Annotated in this window: 17 protein-coding genes; 9 read left to right on the forward strand and 8 right to left on the reverse strand. The window is 65.4% G+C overall.

Annotated features, from left to right (window positions below):
* Positions 1-21 precede the first annotated feature (21 nt).
* On the reverse strand, positions 22-657 hold the full coding sequence (locus ASC63_RS06800; RefSeq protein WP_055811091.1) for a biotin transporter BioY: 636 nt from the start codon (positions 655-657) through the stop codon (positions 22-24).
* A gap of 207 nt (positions 658-864) precedes the next feature.
* Between ASC63_RS06800 and ASC63_RS06805 the strand changes: the two genes are divergently transcribed.
* The 6 genes from ASC63_RS06805 to ASC63_RS06830 are packed head-to-tail and all read left to right on the forward strand — an operon-like array spanning position 865 to position 6,436.
* Positions 865-1,347 carry a PH domain-containing protein gene (locus ASC63_RS06805; protein ID WP_055811094.1) on the forward strand — a complete coding sequence of 161 codons (483 nt, stop codon included), beginning with the start codon at positions 865-867 and terminating at the stop codon, positions 1,345-1,347.
* Positions 1,344-3,068 (forward strand): PH domain-containing protein, encoded by a 1,725-nt coding sequence (locus tag ASC63_RS06810; protein ID WP_055811097.1) that lies wholly within the window; start codon positions 1,344-1,346, stop codon positions 3,066-3,068. Before ASC63_RS06805 ends, ASC63_RS06810 begins: the two co-directional genes overlap by 4 nt.
* Positions 3,065-3,826, forward strand: a complete 762-nt coding sequence (locus tag ASC63_RS06815; protein WP_055811100.1) for a Rossmann-like and DUF2520 domain-containing protein — start codon at positions 3,065-3,067, stop codon at positions 3,824-3,826. The genes ASC63_RS06810 and ASC63_RS06815 overlap by 4 nt, the downstream gene beginning before the upstream one ends.
* The gene (gene panC / locus ASC63_RS06820; RefSeq protein ID WP_055811103.1) at positions 3,823-4,683 is read left to right on the forward strand and encodes a pantoate--beta-alanine ligase; all 861 of its coding nucleotides are present in this window, start codon (positions 3,823-3,825) and stop codon (positions 4,681-4,683) included. The genes ASC63_RS06815 and panC overlap by 4 nt, the downstream gene beginning before the upstream one ends.
* Before the next feature lie 19 nt (positions 4,684-4,702).
* Positions 4,703-6,217, forward strand: a complete 1,515-nt coding sequence (gene lysS / locus ASC63_RS06825) for a lysine--tRNA ligase (protein ID WP_055811108.1) — start codon at positions 4,703-4,705, stop codon at positions 6,215-6,217.
* 36 nt (positions 6,218-6,253) lie between these two features.
* Positions 6,254-6,436 carry a hypothetical protein gene (locus ASC63_RS06830; RefSeq protein ID WP_157487606.1) on the forward strand — a complete coding sequence of 61 codons (183 nt, stop codon included), beginning with the start codon at positions 6,254-6,256 and terminating at the stop codon, positions 6,434-6,436.
* Positions 6,437-6,453: 17 nt separating this feature from the next.
* On the opposite strand, the gene ASC63_RS06835 is transcribed toward ASC63_RS06830, so the two are convergent.
* A complete protein-coding gene (locus ASC63_RS06835) occupies positions 6,454-7,371 on the reverse strand; it encodes a cytochrome c oxidase assembly protein (RefSeq protein ID WP_442915065.1) in 918 nt (305 codons plus the stop codon).
* 25 nt (positions 7,372-7,396) lie between these two features.
* Here ASC63_RS06835 and ASC63_RS06840 point away from each other — a divergent pair, with 25 nt between their 5' ends.
* Positions 7,397-7,576, forward strand: a complete 180-nt coding sequence (locus ASC63_RS06840; RefSeq protein ID WP_055815090.1) for a hypothetical protein — start codon at positions 7,397-7,399, stop codon at positions 7,574-7,576.
* An 87-nt stretch (positions 7,577-7,663) separates the two neighbouring features.
* Positions 7,664-9,127, forward strand: coding sequence for a cardiolipin synthase (gene cls, locus ASC63_RS06845; RefSeq protein ID WP_055811117.1), 1,464 nt, complete (start codon positions 7,664-7,666; stop codon positions 9,125-9,127).
* 31 nt (positions 9,128-9,158) lie between these two features.
* On the opposite strand, the gene ASC63_RS06850 is transcribed toward cls, so the two are convergent.
* From ASC63_RS06850 to ASC63_RS06875, 6 genes are all read right to left on the reverse strand, one after another.
* Positions 9,159-9,554 carry a type II toxin-antitoxin system VapC family toxin gene (locus tag ASC63_RS06850; protein WP_055811120.1) on the reverse strand — a complete coding sequence of 132 codons (396 nt, stop codon included), beginning with the start codon at positions 9,552-9,554 and terminating at the stop codon, positions 9,159-9,161.
* Complete coding sequence (locus ASC63_RS06855; RefSeq protein WP_157487607.1) at positions 9,551-9,832, reverse strand: FitA-like ribbon-helix-helix domain-containing protein; 282 nt, start codon at positions 9,830-9,832, stop codon at positions 9,551-9,553. The genes ASC63_RS06850 and ASC63_RS06855 overlap by 4 nt, the downstream gene beginning before the upstream one ends.
* A 149-nt stretch (positions 9,833-9,981) precedes the next feature.
* Positions 9,982-11,013, reverse strand: a complete 1,032-nt coding sequence (locus ASC63_RS06860; RefSeq protein WP_055811126.1) for a pirin family protein — start codon at positions 11,011-11,013, stop codon at positions 9,982-9,984.
* Positions 11,014-11,044: 31 nt separating this feature from the next.
* On the reverse strand, positions 11,045-11,293 hold the full coding sequence (locus ASC63_RS06865; RefSeq protein ID WP_055815093.1) for a helix-turn-helix domain-containing protein: 249 nt from the start codon (positions 11,291-11,293) through the stop codon (positions 11,045-11,047).
* Positions 11,294-11,295: 2 nt separating this feature from the next.
* Positions 11,296-12,033 carry a hypothetical protein gene (locus tag ASC63_RS06870; protein ID WP_055811128.1) on the reverse strand — a complete coding sequence of 246 codons (738 nt, stop codon included), beginning with the start codon at positions 12,031-12,033 and terminating at the stop codon, positions 11,296-11,298.
* A 50-nt stretch (positions 12,034-12,083) separates the two neighbouring features.
* Positions 12,084-12,866 (reverse strand): hypothetical protein, encoded by a 783-nt coding sequence (locus ASC63_RS06875; RefSeq protein ID WP_055811131.1) that lies wholly within the window; start codon positions 12,864-12,866, stop codon positions 12,084-12,086.
* 323 nt (positions 12,867-13,189) lie between these two features.
* Here ASC63_RS06875 and ASC63_RS06880 point away from each other — a divergent pair, with 323 nt between their 5' ends.
* A complete protein-coding gene (locus ASC63_RS06880) occupies positions 13,190-15,730 on the forward strand; it encodes an ATP-dependent Clp protease ATP-binding subunit (RefSeq protein WP_055811133.1) in 2,541 nt (846 codons plus the stop codon).
* The last annotated feature ends 158 nt before the right edge of the window (positions 15,731-15,888 follow it).

Consider the following 15,888-nt stretch of genomic DNA (forward strand, 5'->3'; position numbering starts at 1 on the left):
GCGAGCGGATGCCGCGCGCAGCTACTTCTTCTCGGAGCGCTTGTCGACCGCACTCACGATGCGCCAAGCGATCGGCAGAACCGAGGCGGCAATGGCCCACTTGACGACGCCACCGATGAGGAACGGGTAGACGCCGAGCGCGAGCACGGTGCCGAGGTCATTCGGGAATCCGAGCGAACCGAGGATGAAGGCCATGTACGGCAGGCCGAACGCGAACGGCACGAGGCTGGCGCCGAGGAAGCCCAGGCCGGAGAGCAACGGGCGGCGATCCCAGCGACGCTCGGAGAACCAGCCGATGAGCGCGGCGGCGAAGACGAAGCCGATGATGAAGCCGAAGCTCGGGTTGCTCACCATCGAAACGCTTCCATCGCCGCCCGCGAAGATCGGCAGGCCGGCGAGACCGAGCACCATGTAGAGCGCCATCGAGCTGGCGCCTCGCCATGAGCCGAGTGCCGCGCCCACGAGCATCACGCCGAGGGTCTGGCCGGTGATGGGAACGGGCCACATGGGAATCTGCACCTGCGCGAGGGCGGCGACGATGGCGACTCCCGCCACGATGAGAATAGCGTTGTTGACGGCGCTGCGCGGAATGATGCGGTCGGCCAGTGTCGGCCGGGACAGTGTTGGTCGAGAAGCTGCGATGGTGGTCGAAGACATGAGACCCCTTGCTCGTCTGAGCCGAGCGGACCCTCCGCTCGCACTATTCACCCTAGAGCCAGTTGGGTATCCGGTTGTTTGCACAGCCGACACATGTGTTCATCGAATCTCTTGTGTGATGTGTACACCACAGGTGGACGTGATGACGCGCGACTACCATGGGACGGGGCGCCGCAGGGGCGCCCATCCGCTGATTTCGGGGGTACCGTGTCGCGACGTCTCGACGTGCAGGCCGACTGGAAGCGCGTCTCGCCGAAGTATGTGCTCGTCGTCATCGTGGGCTCGCTGAGTTCCGGCGTGGTCGCCAGCGCCGTGGCCGTGTTCCTGTGGCTCGTCGCGCAGCTCTGGTGGGCCTGGATAGCACTCATCGTCATTGTCGTCATCACTCTCGTGATGCTCATCGTGGCCCCCCGTCGTGCCCGGTCGATCGGCTACGAATTGCGTGCCGACGACCTGCTGTTTCGCCGCGGCATCATGTTCCAGCGCTTCGTTGCGGTTCCGTATGGCCGCATGCAGCTCATCGACATCACGCGGGGACCGGTGGGGCGGATGCTCGGCCTCGCCGACCTGAAGTTCGTTACGGCAGCAGCATCCACCGGTGTCACCATCCCGGGCCTGCCCGATGAAGACGCCGGTGAGTTGCGCGACCGTCTCGTGGAGCTGGCGGAGAGCCGCCGGACCGGGCTGTGACCACTCCCGAGGGGCCGGTGACCGGCCAGCCGCAGGAGCTGGAGGCGCGGCAGCCCGTTGCGGCACAAGCCGAACGTATGGCCGACGGCGAATGGCACCTGCTGCATCCGGCAACGCCGCTGCTTCGGGGCGGCATCGGCTTCATCGCCGTGCTCGGCATCGTGATAGCGAATCTGCGGGAGCGGCTCACCAACATGGCCATCGGCCTGTTCGGCGGCAACCAGGGTGCGCCGCCGAACTCGAACTACGACGGCGACCCCATCGACCAGCTCGTCAACCATGGCCTGGTCGGCTGGGCTCTGCTCGCGCTCGCCGTGCTGCTCCTTCTGGCGCTTGGCGCGTTCTACCTGTCGTGGCGCATGCACAGCTTTCGCATCGGCGAAGACGCGGTGGAGGTGCGCAGCGGCATCCTGTTTCGCAGGCATCGCAAGGCGCGACTCGATCGCATCCAGGGCGTGAACGTCTCACGGCCGTTGTTCGCCCGCATCTTCGGCACGGCCAAGCTCGAGGTCGGCGTCGCCGGGCAGGATGCGAACGTCGAACTCGCGTATCTCGGCTCGGCCCTCGCCGATGAACTGCGCCGCGACATCCTGCGGCGGGCAAGCGGCGCGCACAAGGCTTCGGTCCCTGAGCCTGCCGAAAGGCCCGCCACACCGGATGCTGTGCCAAGCTCAGCGACCGTCTCGCCCACCTTCACGGTGCGCGCGACAGAAACGCTCAACCGTCGCGTCAACGAGTTCCTCGCGCCCGAGCTCGACCCGGACGCCGCACCACCGGAATCGGTCGTCAAGATTTCGCACGTGCGGCTCATCGGCTCGATAGCCCTGCACGGCTTCACGATCTTTCTGTTGATCGTCGTCGGCCTGCTGATCGCCGGCGTGGCGAGCGGCCGGTACTGGCTGCTGTTCGCGGTGCTGCCCGGGCTCCTCGGTTCGGTGGGCTTCTATGGGCGGCGCTTCACGAAATCGGTGAACTACACGATCGCGGGCACCGCCGACGGCGTGCGGGTCGGCTTCGGCCTGCTCTCTACCAGCAACGAAACCCTGCCGCCGGGCCGCATCCACGCCGTTGAGGTGATGCAGCCGGTGCTGTGGCGGCCGTTCGGCTGGTGGCAGATCCGCATCAACACCGCGGGACATTCGAAGCAGAAAGGTGCGGCGGGGCAGCCGAACACCACGATGCTGCCCGTCGGCGACATCACGGACGTCGTGCGCGTGCTGGAGCTGATCCTGCCCGGGTTCGGCACGGAGGAGCATCGCGGGCTGATCACCGCCGGAATGATTGCACGCGCCGGTGACGAGTTCACCGCCGCACCGCGCCGCGCGGTCTGGCTGCGCCCCTTCTCCTGGCGACGCACCGGGTACACCGTCTCAGACGGCGCGGTGCTGCTGCGCTCCGGAGCGGTGTGGCGACGGCTGGTATTCGTGCCGCTCGCACGACTGCAGAGCGTTGAGGTCTCCCAAGGACCAGTGCGCCGGATGCTGCGCCTCGCGATCGCGCGCCTGCACACCGTGGACGGTCCCGTGCACCCGCGCCTGTCGGTGGTTGACGCGCAGGAGTCGCTGGTGATGTTCGAGCACGTCGCTGCCGAGGCGATTGCCGCCGAAGGCGCAGATACGAGCCATCGCTGGAATTCGCGCGCGATGGAGTGGGGGGTTCCGAGGCAGCGTGCTGCCGGGGACGATGACGGGGCTGCGAGCAGGCAGGAGGGCAACGCATGAGTGCACAGCGGTCCGGGCGTCTGGGTGTTGGCATCGTCGGCGCTGGCAGGGTCGGCCCCATTCTCGGTGCGGCGCTCGCCGGTGCCGGACACGCCATCGTTGGTATCTCCGCCGTCTCCGAAGCGAGCCGTGAACGCGCCGGTGCGATTCTGCCGGGGGTGCCGATTCTCGACGTTCCCGCCATTCTCGAGCGCAGCGAACTCGTTATTCTCGCCGTGCCCGATGACGAGCTGGTCGCCCTGGTTGCCGGGCTCGCAGCCACCTCCAGCTGGCAGCCCGGCCAGCTCGTGCTGCACACCGCGCCCGGGTTCGGGGTGGGCGTGCTGGAGCCCGCGCTGAAGGCGGGGGCGATTCCCCTCGCGGTGCATCCGGCCCTGTCATTCACGGGCATGAGCATGGATCTCTCACGGCTGGCCGAGACATACTTCGCGGTGACGGCGCCTGCACCGGTGTTGCCGATAGCGCAAGCGCTCGTCGTGGAGATGGGCGGTGAGCCCATCGTCATCGACGAGGAGGATCGGCCCGCATACGGCGAAGCGATAGCCACGGCCACGGCGTTCTCGCGGTCGATAGTGGGCCAGGCGGCCGGCATCCTTTCGAATATCGGAGTGGAGAGTCCCGGCGCCTTTCTCGGCTCGCTCGTGCGTTCGGCGGTAGATGACGCGCTGCGCACGGCGACCACGACCGGCAGCGCCGATCTTTCCGGACTTCTCGATTCATCACAGCGAGCGGCTTTCGATCAGGAGGATGGGGAATGACCGAGCAGCGCCCCACGGTGTATACGACGGTCGAGGAAATACGCGCGGCCACGGCGGATGCTCGCGGTCGCGGCGACGGCATCGTGCTCGTGCCGACGATGGGGGCCCTGCACGCTGGCCACCGCGAATTGGTGCGCAGCGCCCGCGAGCTCGGTCAGACGGTCGTCGTCTCCATCTTCGTCAATCCCCTTCAATTCGGGCCGTCCGAAGACCTTGACCGCTATCCGCGCACCCTCGATGCCGATCTCGATGCGCTGGCGGGCCTCGCTGACCTGGTCTTCGCGCCGTCGGTCGCCGAAATGTATCCCGATGGCGCGCCGACGACTCGGGTTGCGGCGGGCGAGGTCGGCTCACTTTACGAGGGCGCCTCGCGCCCCGGCCATTTCGACGGAATGCTCACCGTGGTCGCCAAGCTGTTCGGCATCGTGCAGCCGGACGTTGCGGTGTTCGGCCAGAAGGACGCCCAGCAGGTGTTCCTGGTGCAGCGCATGGTGCGTGACCTCAACCTGCCCCCGCGTCGCGTCGCCGTCGTCGACACCGTGCGGGAGGCCGATGGGCTGGCCCTTTCCAGCCGCAATCGCTACCTCGACGAGGCCGAGCGCCTGGCGGCCGTGACGCTGTCTGCGGCACTGACTGCCGCGGCATCCGCTGCCTCACGGGGGGCGGATGCCGCGCTCGCCGCAGCGACCACAGTGATCGACGCCGAACTAGCCGTTAAGCTGGACTATCTTGTTGTCGTCGATCCGGCGACGTTCCTGTCAGTCGCCGCCGATCATCATGGCTCGGGCCTCATGCTCGTGGCGGCACGCGTCGGAACGACCCGTTTGATCGACAACGCGCGCATCACCCTTGACTGAACCTGGACGAAAGACACCCATGAGCGACACGCAGCCCGCCGAACCTGAATTCAGCGACGACGAGGTCAGCCAGCAGAAGGCCGTGCGACTGGCCAAGCGCGAGCGGCTCATCGAGTCGGCGACGTCGTCAGCCGGCGGTGCGTACCCGGTGTCGGTGCCCATCACCGACACGATCCCAACCGTGCGGGCGCGTTTTAGCGAGCTTGAAACGGATGCCACGACCGGTGTCACCGTGGGTCTCGCGGGGCGCGTCGTGCACGCCCGCAACACGGGCAAGCTCTGCTTTGCGAGTCTGCAGTCGGGCGACGGCAGCCGTATTCAAGCCATGGTCTCCCTCGCAGAGGTGGGCGAAGAGTCGCTTGCGGCGTGGAAAGAACTCGTCGACCTCGGCGACCACGTGTTCGTCTCCGGTGAGGTCATCTCGAGCCGTCGTGGTGAGCTCTCGGTCATGGTGCGCGAGTGGCAGATCGCGGCAAAGGCGATTCTTCCGCTGCCCAATCTGCACAACGAGCTCAACGAAGAGACCCGGGTGCGCAGCCGCTACCTCGACCTCATCGCCCGCGAGCAGGCTCGCGTCAACGTCGTCAACCGGGCCAAGGCGGTTGCCAGCCTGCGCCAGACCTTCGCCGAGCGCGGCTTCGTCGAGGTGGAGACGCCGATGCTGCAGGTGATGCATGGCGGCGCATCCGCTCGCCCGTTCGTGACCCACTCGAACGCGTTCGACACGGAACTGTTTCTGCGCATCGCGCCGGAGCTCTACCTCAAGCGCGCGGTCGTCGGCGGCATCGAGAAGGTCTTCGAGATCAACCGCAACTTCCGCAACGAGGGGGCGGACTCCACGCATTCTCCGGAATTCGCGATGCTCGAGCTGTACGAGGCATACGGCGACTACAACTCGATGGCCTCTCTCACGCAGACCATGATTCAGAACGCGGCGCTAGCCATCAGCGGAAACCACGTGGTGACCTGGGCGGATGGCACCAACTACGACCTGGGCGGTGAGTGGGATCGGATCAGCATGTATGACAGTCTGTCTGCGGCATCCGGTCGTCTGATCACGCCGGCGACATCTGTGGATGAATTGCGCGAACTGGCCGCTGGGGAGGAGCTCGACGTCGAGCACCCCACGCACGGCAAGTTCGTCGAAGAGCTCTGGGAGCACTTCGTCAAGGACTCCCTGGTGCGGCCCACCTTCGTCATGGACTTTCCCGTGGAGACGAGCCCGCTCGTGCGCGCACACCGCGGCATCGACGGGGTCGTGGAGAAGTGGGATCTCTACGTGCGCGGCTTCGAACTGGCCACCGGATACTCCGAACTCGTCGACCCTGTCGTGCAGCGCGAACGCTTCATCGAGCAGGCGAAACTCGCCGCACGCGGAGACCTTGAGGCGATGCGTCTCGACGAGGAATTCCTGCGTGCGCTCGAATTCGGCATGCCTCCGACCGGCGGCATGGGCATGGGCATCGACCGTCTGCTCATGGCGCTGACGGGTCTCGGCATTCGCGAGACCATCCTGTTCCCCCTGGTCAAATAGGCGCAGCGAAAGCTGCGCAGTGAAATGAGCGACGCGATGACGAATCCCACGAATGACGACACGCCCGCGGGCGAGAAGCCCACGGGCGATGAGACGCCGAACGACAGTAAGCCCGAGCGCCAGGGTCCCACGAAGGCCCGCATCACCATGTGGATCGTGGTCGGCGCAGTAGCCCTCTACTTCATCGGCAACGGCCTGTACGGCATCCTCACCAAGTAGCAGAAAGGCCCCTCACGCTACGAGCGCGGCGGATGCTGCCCGGCAGCGCCTCGCAGGTGCGCCTGCGTCAGCGCCTCCATCTCCTCGTCGCTCAACTCGTCCATCGTGCGGGCCTCGCGCTTGTCCGTGCGCATCCAGCGCAGGAACAGGATGATCAGCACCGGAATGTCCGAGATTTCGGCGATGAACCAGAGGAAGTCGCCGGAAAGCTGCTGATCCCGCAGAGGGTTGGGAAACCATCCGGGGAACGCGCCAACCAGGGCCGGCGCATGATCGAGCACCGCCCCGTTGAGCCGCAGCAGGATGGCCGGAACGGCATCCACAACCAGTTCCACGAATGCCAGCATGAACTCGGCCGTGATGAACAGGCTCGTTCGCAGCATGCTGCTCTCGACGATGGGCAAGACCATCAGCAGGCCCACGAGCGGCACCAGCAGGGTGATCGACCATTCGCTGAAGGGATTGTCCCGCAACACATACGCCACCGGAGTCAGGAAGATGAGAAAGGCGAAGAAGGCGAAGATCGGCGCGAACATGGCGTTTCCCATGATGCGCACCGGCCACGAGCGCAGCACGCGCTCCATGGTGCGCAACGGAAACCCGCTGAGTGCCGCGCGCGCGAGTTGCACGGGCCGTCCGAGCGTGAGCAGCGACGGAACCGCGAACAGCAGCAGCGCGATGCGGGTCGTGAATGCCCAGCGCAGATCGAGGCTCCACGCGCCGAGAAAGCCGAAGGAGACCCACGCGAACGAGCCGAGTCCCAGCAGGTAGAAGCCGAGCGTGGGCAGCAGCGGCCAGCGGATGCCTGCGCGGCGCGCGAGCACAATCCCCGCCGCGTAGAGTGCCGCGGCTATCAGAAGTGCGACGAGCGCGACCGGGTCGAGACGCCAGGTTGTGAAGAAGTCGATGAGGGAAGGCGTGTGGTCTCCATTCAGGCAGGGGCGTTACCATTATCAGACCATGAATGATTTCTGGAGCGGCGTTATCTGGTCGCTCGCGCCGACCGTCATCGTCGGGCTGCTGTTCTGGCTCGTGATGCGCGCGATCATGCACGCCGATCGCACCGAGCGCAAGGCATACAACCGGCTCGAGGCCGAAGAGCGGGCGCGGCGAGGGCTGCCACCCACGACGATCCCCTAAGTCGACCGCGCAGCAGCGCGGAAATGTCGCCCCAACCGGCTACGGTATCGATAACGACAATCGTCGATCGAGGGGGTGAGGCGATTCGTGGACAGCGCCACCTTCACCGCGATTCTCGTCATCGTTCTCCTGGTGATCGACTTCATCATTCGTATCGTCGCGATCATCGTCGTGCCCCGCAATCGGCGCCCCAGCTCGGCAACCGCCTGGCTGCTCGCCATTTATTTCATCCCTTACCTCGGGGTGCTCTTCTTTCTCCTCATCGGCAGCTACAAGCTGCCGAAGCGTCGGCGTGAGAAGCAGGAGGAGATCAACCGCTTCATTCTCGACAGCACGCACGGCATGGAGCGCGTGCGCAAGGATCACCCGTGGCCGCCCTGGCTCGAATCCGTGGTGCAACTCAACCGCAATCTGGGTTCCATGCCCCTGGTCGGCGGCAACACCGCCAGTCTCATCGGCGACTATCAGGGCTCTCTGGATGCCATGACCGCGGCGATTGCCGGTGCCCGCCGCTACGTGCACGTCGAGTTCTACATTCTCTCGCTCGATAAGACGACGGCACCGTTCTTCGATGCGCTTGAGGCGGCGGTCGCGCGGGGCGTGGTCGTGCGGGTGCTGCTCGACCACGTGGCATCCATGCGGTCAAAGGGGTATAAGAAGACCATTCGTCGGCTCGAGACAATGGGCGCGCAGTGGCACCTGATGTTGCCCGTGCAGCCGCTCAAGGGCAAATACCAGCGACCGGATCTGCGCAACCACCGCAAACTGCTTGTCGTCGACGGCGACCTCGGTTTCACCGGTTCGCAGAATGTGATCGATCGCTCGTACAACAAGCGCTCGAACCTGCGCCGCGGCCTGAAGTGGAAGGAGCTGATGACACGGCTCGAAGGGCCGATCGTCGCCGGTCTCAACGCGATCTTCATCACCGACTGGTACGCCGAGACCGACGAGCTTCTGGGGCGGGAGGTGGAGATCGCTGACGAGATCGAGCACGGCGATACCATCGACTGCCAGGTCGTGCCGAGCGGTCCCGGGTTCAAAGGCGAGAACAACCTGCGCCTGTTCCTGGCGCTGCTGTATTACGCGCAGGAGCGCATCGTGATCACGAGCCCGTATTTCGTGCCAGACGAGTCGATGCTCATGGCCATCACCACCGCCGTCGGCCGGGGGCTGAAGGTCGAGCTGTTCGTTTCGGAAATCGGCGACCAGGCGCTGGTCTATCACGCGCAGCGCTCGTATTATGAGGCGCTCCTCAATGCCGGCGTGACGATCTGGATGTACAAGAAGCCGTACATTCTGCACGCCAAGCACTTCAGCATCGACGACGACGTGGCCGTGATAGGCACGAGCAATATGGACATGCGTTCGTTTCAGCTCAACATGGAGCTGTCGCTCATGGTGCGCGGCCACTCCTTCGTCGAAGCCATGCGCGAGGTCGAAGACGGCTATCGGCGCGACAGCCGCCAACTGACCATGGAGGAGTGGGAGAAACGCTCGCTCTGGAAGACGACGCTCGACAACCTGGCCAGACTCACCTCTGCGCTGCAGTAGCGCATGTGTGCGCTCGCGGGAACGCCGGCACTCAGCGCAGCAGATAAACCTCGCAGTGCGGCTCGGCCGCGCGGGCGAGCCGGCGGTCGGCGGTGATGAGCCCGACCTGCAGGGTGGCGGCGAGTGCGACATACATCGCGTCGTATGGGCTGATGTTGTCACGCAGGCTCCATGCACGGTTGGCCAGAGCGTCATGCGCGTACCTCGTGATGTCAATGCGTGCATAGCTCATGCGGAGCTCGTCGGCCTCGGTCAGGCTGATGGCAGATCGAGTAAGCATCTTGCGAGTGGCATTGAGGAATTCGGGGTCGATCAAATGAGGTGCGTGCAACTCATGACCGGCGATCTCTGGGTGCGTGACTGTGCCCTCCGGGCCGTGCCGTACGAGTAGTTCCACAAGAGCGCCGCTGTCGATCACCCGACTCACCGTTCTTCTCGACCCTCGCGAATGACGTCGAGAATCGTCTCGCGATCAACGCCGAGAGGTTTCCATGCCCGTGACTCTGCATCGCGCAGCTGTGCTGTCTCCTCTGTATGTTCTGCCACTCGACGCTCCCACCGCTCCCGCAGACGCTCACGTTCGGCAACCTCCGTGAGCGTTCGGCGCAAGTACTCAGAAAATGACAGGCCTTTGCGGGCCGCCACGGTCTTCAGGGTGACTTGCACCTCAGGGTCGAGGTTTCGCACTTGTATTGCCGCTCTCATGATCCGATTCTACGCGCGAATGCATGCATATAACAATGACCTGCATGCATTCGCGTGTTCCTCACCAGTCTGTCGCGCACGACCGAGGCTGGGAGCGGCGGAAGGAGAAACTGTGCAGAACTCTTCGAGCCAGCGGATGTGCAGTGTGCTCAGCGGCGGGGGCGCAGGCGCACGTTCGGCAGCGCCGGTGCGGGGAGTGGGGTGCCGTCGTAGTCGGCGACGTGGCCGAACCGGCCGCTCGCATCCACTTCGTCGATGACGTCGCGCTGCCACGCCTCGCGAAATCCGACGACTTCGTCGTGGCTGCGACCCACGAAATTCCACCACATGATCAGCTGTTCGCCGAGTGGTGTGCCACCGATGAGAATGACGCGAGCTGTGGCATCCGTTGTCAGCGTGATTTCGGTGCGACCGGGGCTCAGATACGCGAGTTCGGATGCCTGCACGGCGGCGTCGCCGACCGTAACCGGTCCAGCGTCGACGAGCACGCCGTGCTCGAATGCCGGGTTGAGATCGAGGCTGAGTTGCGCTCCGGGCTCGAGGTCGAGTTGGGCCGCGACGAGTGGGCTGAAGATCGCAACATCGGTGCTTTGGCCGGCCAGCTCGCCCATGAAGACGCGAATCTGCGCACCGTCACGATGCAGAACGGGCGACTCGTAGTGCTCGAAGAACGGCTGCATGGAACGCGCCTCATCGGGCAGCGCAACCCAGAGTTGAACGCCGTGCAGCGCCGTCGTCGCGGGCGTTGAAACCTCGGAGTGGCTGATGCCGCGCCCGGCGGTCATGAGGTTGAGCTCGCCCGGTCGCACCATCGCGTGGCTTCCCACGCTGTCGCGGTGCTCGATCTCGCCGGCGAACAGCCAGCTCACCGTCTGCAGGCCGGTGTGCGGATGCGGCGGCACGCGCATGCCGCCGGTCGCCGAGACGTCGTCCGGCCCGTAGTGGTCGAGAAAGCACCAGGCACCGATCGTGGAGCGCTCGCGCTGGGGCAGCGTTCGCCGCACGGTCATGGCGCGGGGGCCGCCGAGCGGCACGTCGCGAGGCTGCAGAATCTCGATCGGCGGATGCGCGGGAGCGCTCTCGGCTCCGACTGTGTCCGCCTGCGCGTCCGCGCCTGTGGCCGGGGGCGGCGCCGTGCAATCGGCGACCACCTCGGCGGGGTCGGTCTCGAGATTGCTCATGGCGGCATCCTATTCCGCGCCGGGTTGGCGCTCACGGGGCGCGATGCGTCGCATCCGTCGTGGTGACGAGCAGTTCGCCCACCTCGCAGTCGAGCGCGGCGCAGATGGCCTCGAGCGTTGAGAATCGAATCGCCTTCGCACGGTCGTTCTTCAGCACAGACAGGTTGACGATGCTCACCCCGACACGGCGGCTCAACTCGGTGAGCGTCATCTCGCGCTCGTCGAGCAACTCGTCGAGCCGACACCGGATGCCGCTGCCCGGCTCGACTGCCCCGCTCACCACTAAACGAGACCCTCAGTGTCGCGGCGCAGGCGCTCGGCAACGAGCTGAGCCCGCTCCCTGTCCCGCTGCACCTGACCGCCGTACCGGAACGCGATGCCCACGGCAGCGAGGGCAAGCGCGATCAGCACGGGCCAGAGGCTGACGGTGAAGTCTTGCGTCGGGGCCGGCCAGCCGGTCTCCGAGACTCCGGCCGCGACATCCTTGTCGGCGATAGACCACCCGGTGACGGTCAGCACCTGCTGCGAGGCCATGTTGCCGCCGATCGCGTAGCAGACCTGCCAGCCGAGCCCGCCGATGAGGATTGCGGTGGCGGCGATGGACATGATCCGCGGCAGGATTCCGCCGAACGGTTTGCCGCCGAGCAGTTCGAAGCAGAGCATCGCTATCACGATCGCGATGGCCAGGAAGGTGGCGCCGATCAAAGCGTCGCCGCCGGCCAGCCAAGCTCGCGCTGCGAAGTCGAGACCCTTCACCGACACTGTTGCGTTGTCGAAGCCGCCGCCTGCCACGCTTGCCGTTGGCCCCTGTTCGATGACGACGGATGGCTTGAGCGATGGCCAAAAGGTCGCCACGGGCATGGCGACTTCCACGCTTGCCCCGGCAAGCTTTCCGATGACCTGCGCGAGCATTCCTATGACGTCGGCAAGCGCATAGATGACCGCGATGACTCCGGTAGTGCGCAGCAGTCCTCGACCGCGGGTGACCTCGGGAGCCGGCGCGAAGGTGCGGCGTCGCATCCGAGCGAATTCTCGCGTCGATCGACGGGTGAATGAGGAGCCAGTGTGCATCAGACAAGCCCCTCCGTGTCCCGGCGCAGGCGTTCGGCGAGACGTTTGGCGCGAGCCGTCTCGTGCTGCAGGCGCTCGCCGGCCCGGAAGGCGGCAACGATCAGCCGCAGGGCGATGCCAGCGAAGAACGGCCAGGCATCAAGGCTGGCGGCGAACGGAAACTCAGATCGAGGCGGATCCGCGTTGAGCTCGGAAGCAACCATCCAGCCTCCGAAGCCGGTCAGTAGCTGCCCACCCAAGCCTCCGAGAATAAGCGCCCACGCGCTGATCGAGAGCATGCGCGTGAGGGCGGCGGCGAACGGTGCACCCTGTCCGAGTCGAAAACAGAGATACATAATGGCGGCCGCGACCACGACCACGGTGAGAGCCATGACCAGGATGCCTCCAGCGAGCAACAGCCGGGGCCCGGGGCTCAAGCCTGTGACAATGAGCGCTGCGGTCGGGTGGGTGCCGGAGACAATAGACGCGGGCCCGGATGCGGAATCCGTCGGCACCGCGGAATTCGCCGCCAGCGTCACCTGCACCCGCTCACCGAACGTCTCGGCGATGCGTACTGCAGAGGAGCCGATCGTGACAGCACCGGCGATGAATGCCGCGAACGAGATCGTGGCGAGATTTCCGCGATTCGGCCAGTGTGAGGCCGCACCGTGTCGATCGTCGGGGCCGTCCCACTTGTCGGCTTGAGGGGCACGGTTGGAAATCCCGGCCTCGGTGAGTGAAGCGGGTGCATCCGGCCCGGTCAGGTCGATTGGTGCGATGCGGGGAAAACGGCGGCGGCTCATGTCTGCCTTAACGATTGTCGATAACAACGAATATCGATAAAGTAGCGGATGCCGCGAAACCGTGTCAAGCATCCGGTACTGCCGCTGCTCGTGGCTGCGTCGGGCGCGTGCGCCTCCGTCGGGGACGAGAGTGCCAGTTCATGCCGAGAGCAGGTGTTCCACCGGCCGATCTCGGCACGAACTGGCACTCTCGACGAAGCGACCTTGCCGGCTTCGCAGCCCACCCCGTCACGCCTACGGCGAACAGGGGCAGTAAACCACCCGCTCGCTGGTTACTCTCGATGTACCGGCACCAATTCCTGCGCGGTGCCTAAGGAGTCAGCATGTTTGAGAGATTTACCGACCGAGCCCGTCGCGTCGTTGTTTTGGCCCAGGAAGAGGCCAAGATGCTCAACCACAACTACATCGGCACCGAGCACATTCTGCTCGGCCTCATCCACGAGGGTGAGGGTGTTGCCGCCAAGTCGCTCGAGTCGCTCGGCATCTCACTGGATGCCGTGCGCGAGCAGGTGCAGGACATCATCGGCCAGGGCCAACAGCAGCCCACCGGTCACATTCCCTTCACCCCGCGTGCCAAGAAGGTGCTCGAGCTGAGCCTGCGCGAGGCGCTGCAGCTCGGCCACAACTACATCGGCACCGAGCACATTCTGCTCGGCCTCATTCGCGAGGGCGAAGGTGTCGCAGCCCAGGTGCTCGTCAAGCTCGGTGCGGACCTCAACCGGGTGCGCCAGCAGGTCATCCAGCTGCTGAGCGGCTATCAGGGCAAGGAGCAGGTGCAGGTCGGCGGAAACGACCAGACCACTGCCCAGGCCGGCAGTCAGATTCTCGACCAGTTCGGTCGCAACCTCACCCAGGCTGCGCGTGACAACAAGCTCGACCCGGTGATCGGGCGCGAGAAAGAGATCGAGCGGGTCATGCAGATTCTCTCGCGTCGCTCCAAGAACAACCCCGTGCTGATCGGTGAGCCCGGCGTCGGCAAGACCGCCGTCGTCGAGGGCCTCGCCCAGGCCATCGTGCGCGGCGACGTTCCCGAAACGCTGAAGGACAAGCAGCTCTACACGCTCGACCTCGGCTCGCTCATCGCCGGCAGCCGCTACCGCGGTGACTTCGAGGAGCGCCTCAAGAAGGTGACCAAGGAGATCCGTACCCGTGGCGACATCATCACGTTCATCGACGAGATCCACACCCTCGTCGGGGCCGGAGCCGCCGAGGGCGCTATCGACGCTGCAAGCATCCTGAAGCCGCTGCTCGCTCGCGGTGAGCTGCAGACCATCGGTGCGACCACGATCGACGAGTACCGCAAGCACTTCGAGAAGGATGCCGCGCTCGAGCGCCGCTTCCAGCCGATCCAGGTCGCCGAGCCCACGCTGCCCCACACGATCAACATCCTCAAGGGGCTGCGCGATCGCTATGAGGCACACCACAAGGTCTCCATCACGGATGGCGCGATCGTGGCCGCGGCGAACCTCGCCGACCGTTACGTGAGCGACCGCTTCCTGCCCGACAAGGCCATCGACCTGATCGACGAGGCTGGCGCCCGCCTGCGCCTGTCGATCCTGTCGGCCCCGCCGGAGCTGCGCGAGTTCGACGACAAGATCTCCGCCGTTCGTGGTCGCAAGGAGGCCGCGATCGAGGATCAGGACTTCGAGAAGGCCGCGAGTCTGCGCGACGAGGAGAAGAACCTCCTCGGCGAGCGACTGCGCCTCGAGAAGCAGTGGAGGAGCGGCAACGTGCAGACGACCGCCGAGGTGGATGAGGGACTCATCGCCGAGGTGCTCGCGCAGGCCACGGGCATCCCCGTCTTCAAGCTCACCGAGGAAGAGTCCGCTCGCCTCGTGTTCATGGAGAAGGCGCTGCACCAGCGCGTCATCGGCCAGGAGGAAGCCATCAAGGCGCTCTCCCGCACCATTCGCCGTACGCGTGCCGGCTTGAAGGACCCGCACCGCCCATCCGGCTCGTTCATCTTCGCCGGCCCCACCGGTGTCGGTAAGACCGAGTTGGCCAAGGCGCTCGCCGAGTTCCTGTTCGATGACGAGAACGCCATGATCTCGCTTGACATGAGTGAGTACGGCGAGAAGCACACCGTCTCGCGGCTGTTCGGTGCCCCTCCGGGCTTCGTCGGCTTCGAAGAGGGCGGCCAGCTCACCGAGAAGGTGCGCCGCAAGCCGTTCAGCGTCGTGCTGTTCGACGAGATCGAGAAGGCACACCCCGACATCTTCAACTCGCTGCTCCAGATTCTGGAGGAGGGGCGTCTGACGGATGGCCAGGGGCGCGTCGTCGACTTCAAGAACACCGTGATCATCATGACCACCAACCTCGGCACCAAGGACATCACCGGCGGCCCCGTCGGCTTCCAGATCGAGGGCGACACGCAGACCGGTTACGACCGCATGCGTGGCAAGGTCGTGGAGGAGCTGAAGAAGCAGTTCAAGCCGGAGTTCCTGAACCGCGTCGACGAGACAATCGTCTTCCCGCAGCTCTCCAAGCCGGAACTGCTGCAGATCGTGGATCTCTTCATCAAGCGCCTCAGCGAGCGGATGCTTGACCGCGACATGACCGTGGAGCTCACGGTCGCCGCGAAGGAGCACCTGATCGAGGTCGGATTCGATCCCACGTTGGGTGCGCGTCCGTTGCGTCGCGCCGTGCAACGTGAGGTGGAGGATTCGCTCAGTGAGAAGATTCTGCAGGGCGAGCTGAACGCGGGCGACCACGTGCACGTGGACTTCGTGGCCGGCGAGTTCGTCTTCACGACGACGAAGCACGAGGAACCCGTGAGCGTCGGAGTGAACACCGGCACGACGATCGGCGCGGGTTCGGTGACGCCCGATCTCGCCATCACGGGCGAGAATCACGCCGCCGGCTAGACCGCGCGAAATTATTGCACAGAGCGGGGCCGACCTTCGGGTCGGCCCCGCTTTTTCGCGTCCGCGTGTGTCAGCTGGGACCGCGTCGACGAGCCGGGACCGCCGTTTGGGGCGGGCATCCATTGCCGGATGACGTGCTGGACCGGACTTTTGACGGC

The sequence above is a fragment of the Leifsonia sp. Root112D2 genome, from assembly GCF_001424905.1.
Taxonomy (GTDB): Bacteria; Actinomycetota; Actinomycetes; order Actinomycetales; family Microbacteriaceae; genus Root112D2.